The following is a 9,800-nucleotide window of genomic DNA, read 5'->3' on the forward strand; positions in this document are numbered from 1 at the left end:
GAGACAGGGCCCGAAGTGAAGGACTCCGGCGCGGCCCCCCTGACCTTCGAGCGCGCCGTGGCGCTCGCGTCGGAGCGCAACGAGGCCGTCCTCGCCGCGGGCCAGGTCGCCGAGGCCGCCGGAGCCCGCGTCGCCCGCGCCCGGGCCTTCTTCCTCCCCAGCCTCAGCGCCAGCGGCACCTACACGCGCCGTCTGCGTGAGTCCACGCGCGAGGTCGGCGGACAGACCGTCGTGCTCCAGAAGTACAACGCCCTGGGCGCCAACTTCACCGGCCGTCTGACCCTCTTCGACGCGCGCGGCTTCCCGCTCTACAAGGCCGCGAAGCTGGAGAGCGAGGCCTCCCAGCTCGACGCGGTGGAGACGCGCCGGCAGGTCTCCTTCGAGGCCGCCAACGCCTTCCTCGTCACCCTGGCGAACCAGCAGGTCTACCAGGCCGCCGAACAGCGCCTCGCCTACGCACGCCAGGGCCTCGCGGACGCCCAGGCCCGCGCCACCGCGGGGCTCGCCAGCACCAACGACGTCACCCGCGCCGAACTGGAGGTGGCCACCGCCGAGGCCAACCTCGCTGCGGCCTCCGGCGACGCGGAGACGGCCCGCCTGGAGCTGGGCTTCCTCCTCGTCGAACCCGTGCGCGGGGAGCTCGCCCCTCCGGAGCCGCTGCTCACGGACGCCGCGCGCCCCGCGCCCGCCCTGGAGCTGCTGACGGAAGGCGCCACCGACCGGCGTCCGGACATCCTCTCCGCGCGCCTGCGGGTGCGCTCGCTGCGGGAGTTCGCGAAGGAGCCGCTCGCCCGCCTGCTCCCCACGCTGGGGGCCACCGCCCAGTTCCGCCTCACGAACGATGCGGGCCTCAACGGCAACGTCGGCGATGGTTTCCTCACGGTGGATCTCACCTGGAACCTCTTCGACGGCGGCCTCCGGTACGCGGACCGCCGCGAGCGCGTGGCCACCGCGAACGCCGCGGAGCTGAACACGCAGGCCTCCACCCGGCGCGTGTCGGTGGACATCGAGCAGGCGCGCGTGAATCTGGAGACGGCCCGCGCCGCGCTCGCGCAGACGGAGCAGGCCGCCCGCGCCGCGCGCAAGAACGCCACCGAGATTGGCATCCTCTATCGCCAGGGCCTGTCCACCGCGCTCACCGTGGCGGACGCGTCGCTCAGCCTCTTCGAGGCGGAGGTCGCGCTCGCGCGCAACCGCTACGGACTGGGCGTGGCGCTCCTGGGCCTCCGGGCCTCCGTCGGACTGAATCCATTGGGGAAGGAACCGTGAAGGCAATGCGACGCACTGGTGTGCTGGCCGTGTCCCTGGCCGTGCTGTCCCTGGCTCCCGGCTGCAAGAAGGACGCGTCCGCGGCCGCGGGAGGCGGCAAGGGCGGCGCCTCCGGAAGGGGCGCCATCCAGTTCCCCGTGGAGGTCGCGCCCGTCGAGTCGCGCGACGTGGAGTACGCGGTCAGCGCCGTGGGCGCCGTGGATGCCTTCGAGCGCGTGCAGATCACCGCGCGCGTGCCGGGCGCGCTGGAGCGCGTGAACTTCAGCGAGGGCCAGACGGTGAAGAAGGGCGACACGCTCGCGGAGATTGAACCCGCGCGCTACGCCATCGCCGTGCGCGCCGCGGAGGCCGCGCTGCAGAAGGCCCAGGCCGCGCTCGTGGAGGCGAAGGCCGGCGCCCAGCGCCGCGCGGAGGTCAACGCGCAGAGCCCGGGCCTGCTGCCCGCCGAACAGCTGGAGACCTTCCAGGCCCGCGCCGCCACCGCGCAGGCGGACGTGGCCTCCGCGAAGGCGATGCTGGAGCAGGCGCAGCTCAACCAGCGCGACGCGTACGTGCGCGCCCCCATGGACGGCGTCCTCCAGACGCGCACCGTGCAGACGGGCCAGTACGTGACGCCGGGCGTGGTGCTGGCCACGCTCCTGCGGCGCGAGCCCCTGCTCTTGCGCTTCAACGTGGCGGCGGCGGACGTGACGCGCATCACCCCGGGGATGCCGGCGCGCTTCACGGTGCGCTCCGAAGGGGGCGAGTACACCGCGAAGATCACCTACGTGTCCGCGAGCGCGGACGAGCAGAGCCGCATGGTGGCGGTGACCGCGGAGGTGACGGGCGAGGCGGCCCAGAAGCTGCGGCCCGGCGCGTTCGCCACGGTGAGCGTGCCGGTGGAGACGCGCGGCGGCAGCCCGGTGATTCCGCAGACGGCCATCCGCCCCAGCGAGCGCGGCTTCCTCGCGTTCGTGGTGGAGGACAACAAGGCGCGCGAGCGCATCCTGGAGCTGGGGCTGCGCACGTCGGACGGGCGCGTGGAGGTGAAGGAGGGGCTCAAGCCCGGCGAGTCGCTGGTGGTGCGCGGCGCGGAGGCGCTGCGCAACGGCGTGGGCGTGCGCGTGTCGCAGGCGCCCAAGCCGAAGGTGACGGGGGAGCAGCCCGCCCCCGAGGCCCGCACGGGCGCGGAGGGCCGCCCATGAGCATCACCGACGTCTGCATCAAGAAGCCCGTGTTCGCGTGGATGATCATGGCGGCAACGATCATCTTCGGCCTGGTGGCGGCCCAGCGCATCGGCATCAGCCAGTTCCCGGACGTGGACTTCCCCACCATCAACATCTCCGTGAGCTGGGAGGGCGCCAACCCGGAGGCGGTGGAGACGGACGTCGTCGAATTCATCGAAGAGGCCGTGACGCAGGTGGAGGGCGTCAAGAGCATCACGTCCTCCGCGCGCCAGGGCAGCGCCAACATCACGGTGGAGCTGGACCTGTCGCGCGACGTGGACCTGGCGCTCCAGGACGTGCAGACCAAGGTGAGCCAGGCCCAGCGCCGGCTGCCGCTGGACATTGATCCGCCCGTCGTCTCCAAGTCCAACCCGGAGGACCAGCCCATCATGTGGCTGGGCGTGGCCGGGCCCTTCTCCCAGCAGGTGGTGAGCGACTTCGCCCGCTACCGCGTGAAGGAGCGCCTGCAGACGGTGCCCGGCGTGGGCGAGGTGATGCTGGGCGGCCTCCTGGAGCGCAACGTGCGCATCTGGGTGGACGCGCAGAAGCTGGATGCGCACGCGCTCACCGTGACGGACCTCGTCGCCGCGCTCCAGCGCGAGCACGTGGAGCTGCCCGCCGGCCGCATCGAGACGCAGGGCCGCGAGGTCAACGTGCGCTTCATGGGCGAGGCGTTGGACCTGGAGACGCTGCGCGACGTGGTGGTGCGCGAGGAGAACGGCCGCGCGGTGTACCTGCACGACGTGGCCATCGTGGAGGACGGCTTCGAGGACGAGCGGCGGCTCGCGCGCGTGAATGGCGAGCCCGCGCAGGCGCTGGGCATCAAGAAGCAGCGCGGCGCCAACGCGGTGGCCGTGGCGCAGGAGGTCCGCGCGGTGCTCGCGGAGCTGCAGAAGGATCTGCCGGAGGGCATGAGCGCGAGCATCAACTTCGACTCGACGCAGTTCATCGAGGAGAGCGTGCACGAGATTGAGTTCGAGCTGATGCTCGCGTGCATCCTCACCGCGTTCGTCTGCTGGGTGTTCCTGGGCTCGCTCTCCAGCACGCTGAACGTGGTGCTCGCCATCCCCATGTCGCTGTTGGGCACGGTGGCGGTCATCTACTTCCTGGGCTTCACGCTCAACACCTTCACGCTGCTGGGCCTGGCGCTGGCGGTGGGCATCGTGGTGGACGACGCCATCATGGTGCTGGAGAACATCTTCCGGCACGCGGAGGAGGGGAAGGACCGGGTGAGCGCCGCGCGCGAGGGCACCGCGGAGATCACCTTCGCGGCCCTGGCGGCGACGCTGGCGGTGGTGGCCATCTTCCTGCCCGTCGTGTTCATGGAGGGGGTCATCGGCCGGTTCTTCCTCCAGTTCGGCGTCACGCTGTGCGTGGCGGTGCTGCTGTCCTACGTGGAGGCCATCACCCTGGCGCCCGCGCGGTGCGCGCAGCTGCTGAAGACGTCCCGCGAGCACCGCGGCCGCGTGGGCGTGGTGGTGGACAAGGCCTTCACGAAGCTGGAGCACCAGTACTCGCGCGTGCTGGCCTGGGGGCTGGTGCGGCCGTACCGGGTGCTGCTGGTCGCGGTGGCGATGCTGGTGCTGAGCGCGTTCGCCTTCAAGGCGCTGCCCGGCGAGTTCGTCCCGTCGCAGGACCAGGGCCGCATGTCGGTGCGGTTGCAGACGGCGGTGGGCAGCAGCCTGGAGGAGACCAACCGCCTGTTCAAGCGCGCGGAGGAGTTCGCCGCCAGCCGGCCGGAGGTGACGCGCATCTTCGCGGTGGTGGGCGGCGGTGGTGGTGGCGGCGGCGGCAACGTGAACTCGGGCAACATGAACCTGACGCTGGTGCCGCAGGACCAGCGCATGTCCCAGGCGGAGTTCGCGCAGGTGCTGCGCAAGGAGTTCAACAGCTACCCGGGCCTGCGCGCGGTGGTGCAGGACCTGTCGCAGGCGGGCTTTACCGCGCAGCGCGGCTTCCCGGTGGAGTTCAGCGTGCGCGGGTCGGACTGGGACAAGCTGGTGGAGGCGAGCCAGACGCTGAAGGAGCAGCTCCAGACCTCCGGCAAGGTGGTGGACCTGGACACGGACTACCAGTTGGGGCAGCCGGAGCTGCGCATCACCCCGGACCGGGCGCGCGCGGCGGACGTGGGCGTGCCCATCCAGGCGGTGGCCTCCACGGTGAATGCGCTGGTGGGCGGCGTGCGCGTGGGCAAGTACAGCAGCGGCGGGCGGCGCATCGACGTGCGGATGCGGCTGCTCGCGGGGCAGCGGTCGCGGCCGGAGGACCTGTCGCTGTTGAAGGTCCGCACGGCGAACAACACGCTGGTGCCGCTGTCGTCGCTGGTGACGCAGCAGGAGCTGCCCGCGCTGCAGGCGATCACCCGGCGCGACCGTGAGCGGGCCATCAGCCTGTTCGCCAACGTGGCGCCGGGCTCCAACCAGGAGGAGGCGCTGGCCACGGTGGAGAAGCTGGGCAAGGACCTGCCCGGAGGCATCCGCGTGGTGGCGGGCGGCGCGAGCGTGGCGTTCCGCGACTCGCAGAGCAGCCTCATCTTCGCGCTCTTCATGGGCATCGCCGTCGCGTACATGGTGCTGGGCGCGCAGTTCAATTCGTTCCTGCACCCGGTGACGGTGCTGACCATCCTGCCCCTGTCGGTGGCGGGCGCGTCGTTCGCGCTGCTGGCCACGGGCAACACGCTGAACATCTTCAGCATGATTGGCCTGCTGCTGCTGATGGGCATCGTGAAGAAGAACTCCATCATCCTGGTGGACTACGCGCTCCAGCAGCGCGAGCTGGGGCTGGACGCGATGCAGGCCATGCTGCGCGCGGGCCCGGTGCGCCTGCGGCCCATCCTGATGACGTCCACGGCGACGATGATGGCGGCGGTGCCCGCGGCGCTCGCCCTGGGCGCCGGCAGCGAGACGCGCGCGCCCATGTCCATCGCGGTGCTGGGTGGCCTGTCGGTGTCCACCGTGCTCAGCCTGCTCGTGGTGCCGGCCTTCTACGTCGTCGCGGACCGGCTCAAGACGAAGCTGGGCAGGAAGCTGAGCAGGGGCAAGGGCGGCGACGAGACGCCTCCGGTGCACGACACGTCCCAGCCGGTGACGGAGGGGTAGGGACGGGCCGGGGCTTCAGGACGTCGCGAGCCCCAGCGCGTGCACGGCCCACCCGGCCGCCGCGCCTCCGAACACCAGCCAGGTGGAGTTCAGCTTGAAGCGCACCAGGAGCACGGCCGCGACGAGCCCGAGGACGACGGTGGGCACGTCCACGAGCGCCGCGCGCCCGAGCTGCGCGGTCACCACGGCCATCAGCGCGAGCGACGCGACGTTGACCCCGTCCAGGAACGCCGCCGCTCCGGGAGAGGCCCGCAGGCGGGGCACGAGCGGCCCGCTGAGCGCGACGAAGATGAACGCGGGCAGGAAGATGCCCGCCGTCGCGATCAGCGCCCCGGACGGGCCGGCCAGCACGTAACCGATGAAGGTCGCCGTCGTGAACACCGGCCCCGGCGTCACCTGGCCCACCGCGATGGCGTCGATGAGCTGCGCCTCCGTCAGCCAGCCCAGCCGCTGCACCAGGTCCGCGCGCAGGAACGCGAGCAACACGTAGCCGCTGCCGAACAGGACCGAGCCAATCTTGAAGAACACCCAGAAGAGTGACGGCAGCGTCACGGCCTGCGCGCCCATCGCCACCGGCAGCAGGGGAAGAAATACACCCAGCCTTCCGTCAGGCTTCTTCTTCCGGAAGACTTCGCGCTTCAGGGCGACGGAGATGGCCCCCGCGCCAAAGAGCACGGCGAGCTCGTTCACGCCCAGCGCCGCCAGCACCGCGGCCAAGCCCCCCAGCACGCGAAGCGCGGTCGTCCTCGCGGCCTTGGGCGCGAGCCCCCAGAGCGCCTGCACCACCACGCCCAGGATGACCGGCTTCACGCCGTACAGGAGCCAGCCCGCGGCCGGCACGGTGCCGTACCGCACGTAGGCCTGGCCGAGCGCGCCAGTGAGGACCATGGCCGGCACGATGAAGGCGATGCCCGCCACGAGCAGCCCCGCCCAGCGTCGGCGCTCCCAGCCGATGTGGATGGCCAGCTCCGTGGAGCTCGGCCCGGGGATGAGGTTCGTCGCGCCGACCAGGTCGAGGAAGCGCTCCTCGGAGAGCCACCGGCGGCGCTGGACGACCTCGTCCCGCATCATCGCGATGTGCGCGGCGGGGCCTCCGAAGGCGGTCGTGCCCAGCCGGAAGAACAGCAGCGCCAGCTCACGCAGGGATGTCCGCTGGGTGTCGCTCATGGGGGCATGACCGGTCCGGAAGATAGGGCAGTCGGGACCGTTCGCAATCATGGGAAGTTCCGCGCGTAGCCAGAGCCTGGCCGCCGTGTCGAGGAACCACATGCCCGTGAGTCGATGGACGATGCCCGCAGTGGCCTTCCCCCGCTGGGTGCTGCTGCTCCTTCTGGGCTGGTCGCCCCTGGCCTTCGCCGCGACCGACAAGGTGGATGCGTACCTGCGCGCGGAGATGGCGCGCAACCACATCCCCGCCGCGGCCGTCGCCGTGATCCGTGACGGAAAGGTCATCAAGCTGCAGGCCTACGGCACCGCGAACCTGGAAGCCAACGTGCCCGCGACGACGCGCTCCTCGTTCCAGATTGCCTCCGGCACCAAGATGTTCACCGCGGTGCTGCTGATGGAGCTGGTGGGGCAGGGCAAGCTCCGGCTCGACGAGCCGATCTCCCAGTACATCGAGGGCACGCCGCCCGCGTGGAAGGGGATCACCGTGCGCCACCTGGCGGGCCACACGTCCGGGTTGAAGCCGGGACCGCCGGACGCCGACATGCCCGGCGTGGCGGCGGCGGTGGAAGCAGCGAAGAAGGTCCCCCTCGCCTCGGCCCCAGGAGAGAAGGCGGCCTATGGGTCGGATGACTTCACGCTCCTCACATCCATCCTGGAGAAGGTCAGCGGCACGCCGTACCCGCAGCTGCTGCGCGACCGCATCACCACGCCGCTCGGCATGTCCAACACGCGCTTCGACAACGCGGCCCACGACCCGGAGCACATCGTCCTGACCAGTGACGTGGTGCCGGGGCGCGTGGCGACCTACCAGTGGAAGACGGACCACCAGCAGCAGTACTGGTTCGTGTACCCGCACTACACCCGGGCCGCGGGCGGCCTGTTCTCCAGCATCACGGACATGACGAAGTTCGTGAGCGCGCTCATGGGCGACACGCTGCTCGACGCCGAACAGCGCAAGGCCCTGTGGACGCCAGCCCCGCTCAACGACGGCACCCCGGGAGGCTTCGCGGTCGGCTGGACCGTGGGCCGCTACCGGGGCCGGACGGAGGTCGGACACAGCGGAGGGCCCGCACTGTCGGACACCGTCTACTACCCGGAAGAGAAGCTCGCGGTGGTCGTCCTGACGAACCAGCGGAAGCTGACGCCGATGCTCGCCCACGGCGTGGCGAACTTCTACCTGACGCCTCCCGCCTTCCTGAACGAGCCCGGCATCCCCGACGCGCTCCCCGCGCGCACCTCGGCCGTGAAGCAGATCCTGTCGGCGCTGGCGGAAGGGAAGGCCGACGCGGGCGCCTTCACCGGGGCCTTGAAGGCAGACATCAAGGAGCTGAACGCGTGGATGGCGCCCGGCCTCGGGGGCCTGCCGCCGCTGAGCCGCCTGGTCCTGCTGCGCGAGTCGCCGGACCACCAGACGCGGACCTACCGCGCGGTATACGGCCGGGACCAGACGAAGCAATGGCTGCTCACCTTCGATGCAGCCGGGCTGATTTCGGAGGTGGACGTCAGGGAGGAGTGAGGCCAGGCGCCCCGGACGATGCCGGGGACCTTCGCCGTGCGCAGCGTCTTGCGGACACGGCCCCTTCGGGCCCACGAACCTCCGGAGCTGCCCATGGCCTCGACCCATGATCCCTCGCAGGACACCCACGCCATTCCCGTGAAGGAGCGCTCCGAGTCGCTGGAGCTCCAGCCCTTCCTGGACGAAATCCAGGGTGACGCCGTCATGCACAGCCAGGGCCTGGATGCCCGACAGGCCGCGAGCGCGGTGTTCTGCACGCTCGCCCGGCGGCTGTCGGACGGCGAGGACGTGAAGCTCTTCCGCGCGCTGAAGGGCGGCATCGGCGACATCCTCGGCGCCTGCACGGTGCACCGGGGCCCGTCGAGGGCGAAGCGCATCGGCCGCGATGAGTTCATCTCCGACGTGGCGGACCACCTGGGCATCAAGGTGGATCAGGCCTTCCGGGTGGTCACCACCGTCTTCACGGCCGTGAGAGACAGAATCCCGGAGGACGAGGTGGCGGCGGTGGCGTCGCAGCTCCCCGCCGACCTCGCGGACCTCTTCCGCCGGCCCGTGTGAGGCACGGACCGGCGGGTGCTCCGGCTCAGTACTGGAAGCCCAGCTGGAGCGTGATGCCGGGGTACTGATCCACGGCGCCACCGGCGATGTACGGGTCGCCCACGTCCGGGTTGAACTTGAAGAAGTAGCGGCGCAGGTCCGCCTTGAGGCGCACGTCCGCGAAGCGGTTGAGGCGGTACGCCACGGTGGCGCTGCCGGTGACGGCGCCCATGGACGCGTTGGGGAACCACGTGTCCGAGTTCAGCTCGCCCGCGCTCAGCGGGTGCAGGTAGCCCAGGCGGAAGTTGAAGTCGAACTTCTCCGACAGCGCCGCCCTCAGGCCCAGCGTCAGGCCCGCGGTCTTGTACTCCACGTTGGGCAGGTCCAACGGCCGCTCGTCGTTCACCGGATCCACGCGGAAGGTGTTCATCCCGTAGGTGCCGGTGACCTCGAAGCCGTAGCGGTCGGCCTGGCCGAAGGGCGCCACGTAGCGCAGGCCCGCCTGCCACTCGCGCGCGACGGTCGGATAGGACACGGCCCCATTGCTGCCGGTGGACTTCAACCCGAACGACTGATCCAACGCGCCGGTGAGGCCCAGCCGCGCCAGCGCGCCGTCACTGAGGCGCGCGAGCGGGTAGACGGTCAGGTCCGCGGCCACCTGCGGCGCGCCCGGCAGCGGGAAGCCGCCCACGTCCAGGCCCAGCGTGTAGGGCCGCAGCACGCCGAACACGTCGTCCTTGTAGCGCAGCGACCGGCCGAAGAGCCGCAGGCCCACCGCGCCCTCCACGAGCGGCGCGCGACGGACGCCGGCCTGCGCGGAGACGCCCTCGTCCGGGGCCTTGTCCTGCTCCTTCGGCTTCTCCGCGGGCTTCGCGGCCACCGGCTTGCGCACGGGGGCCTTCTCCTCGGCCGGAACGGGCTTCGGCGGCGTGGGGGGCGGCGTCTCGGCGGGCTTCTCCGCCTGTCTCTTATACGCATCTGACGCTGCCGACGACTAGACGAGTGGTG

The 9,800-nt window shown here is 71.2% G+C and carries 7 protein-coding genes; 5 read left to right on the forward strand and 2 right to left on the reverse strand.

Features of this window, described 5'->3' with window-relative positions; translation table 11 throughout:
* Positions 1–15: 15 nt before the first annotated feature.
* The 3 genes from D7X12_RS34655 to D7X12_RS34665 are packed head-to-tail and all read left to right on the forward strand — an operon-like array spanning position 16 to position 5,572.
* Positions 16–1,269: a TolC family protein gene (locus D7X12_RS34655; RefSeq protein WP_120629487.1), complete on the forward strand. Its 1,254-nt coding sequence runs from the start codon at positions 16–18 to the stop codon at positions 1,267–1,269.
* Between the two features lie 5 nt (positions 1,270–1,274).
* On the forward strand, positions 1,275–2,453 hold the full coding sequence (locus D7X12_RS34660; protein WP_120629488.1) for an efflux RND transporter periplasmic adaptor subunit: 1,179 nt from the start codon (positions 1,275–1,277) through the stop codon (positions 2,451–2,453).
* Positions 2,450–5,572 carry an efflux RND transporter permease subunit gene (locus D7X12_RS34665; RefSeq protein WP_120629489.1) on the forward strand — a complete coding sequence of 1,041 codons (3,123 nt, stop codon included), beginning with the start codon at positions 2,450–2,452 and terminating at the stop codon, positions 5,570–5,572. Before D7X12_RS34660 ends, D7X12_RS34665 begins: the two co-directional genes overlap by 4 nt.
* Before the next feature lie 15 nt (positions 5,573–5,587).
* On the opposite strand, the gene chrA is transcribed toward D7X12_RS34665, so the two are convergent.
* On the reverse strand, positions 5,588–6,739 hold the full coding sequence (chrA, locus tag D7X12_RS34670; RefSeq protein WP_120629490.1) for a chromate efflux transporter: 1,152 nt from the start codon (positions 6,737–6,739) through the stop codon (positions 5,588–5,590).
* Between the two features lie 100 nt (positions 6,740–6,839).
* Here chrA and D7X12_RS34675 point away from each other — a divergent pair, with 100 nt between their 5' ends.
* Positions 6,840–8,255, forward strand: a complete 1,416-nt coding sequence (locus tag D7X12_RS34675; protein ID WP_158620182.1) for a serine hydrolase domain-containing protein — start codon at positions 6,840–6,842, stop codon at positions 8,253–8,255.
* A 93-nt stretch (positions 8,256–8,348) separates the two neighbouring features.
* A complete protein-coding gene (locus D7X12_RS34680; protein WP_120629492.1) occupies positions 8,349–8,813 on the forward strand; it encodes a DUF2267 domain-containing protein in 465 nt (154 codons plus the stop codon).
* A 25-nt stretch (positions 8,814–8,838) separates the two neighbouring features.
* Here the strand turns inward: D7X12_RS34680 and D7X12_RS34685 are convergent, their stop codons facing one another.
* Positions 8,839–9,684 carry a hypothetical protein gene (locus D7X12_RS34685; protein ID WP_147443888.1) on the reverse strand — a complete coding sequence of 282 codons (846 nt, stop codon included), beginning with the start codon at positions 9,682–9,684 and terminating at the stop codon, positions 8,839–8,841.
* Positions 9,685–9,800: the final 116 nt, after the last annotated feature.

This window comes from Corallococcus sicarius, from assembly GCF_003611735.1.
GTDB lineage: Bacteria > Myxococcota > Myxococcia > Myxococcales > Myxococcaceae > Corallococcus > Corallococcus sicarius.

Excerpts from the sequence above, each read along its gene's own strand:
- D7X12_RS34660 (WP_120629488.1), top strand. The coding sequence starts at position 1,275 with ATGCGACGCACTGGTGTGCTGGCCGTGTCCCTGGCCGTGCTGTCCCTG.
- D7X12_RS34665 (WP_120629489.1), top strand. The coding sequence starts at position 2,450 with ATGAGCATCACCGACGTCTGCATCAAGAAGCCCGTGTTCGCGTGGATG.
- chrA (WP_120629490.1), bottom strand. The coding sequence starts at position 6,739 with ATGAGCGACACCCAGCGGACATCCCTGCGTGAGCTGGCGCTGCTGTTC.
- D7X12_RS34675 (WP_158620182.1), top strand. The coding sequence starts at position 6,840 with ATGCCCGTGAGTCGATGGACGATGCCCGCAGTGGCCTTCCCCCGCTGG.
- D7X12_RS34680 (WP_120629492.1), top strand. The coding sequence starts at position 8,349 with ATGGCCTCGACCCATGATCCCTCGCAGGACACCCACGCCATTCCCGTG.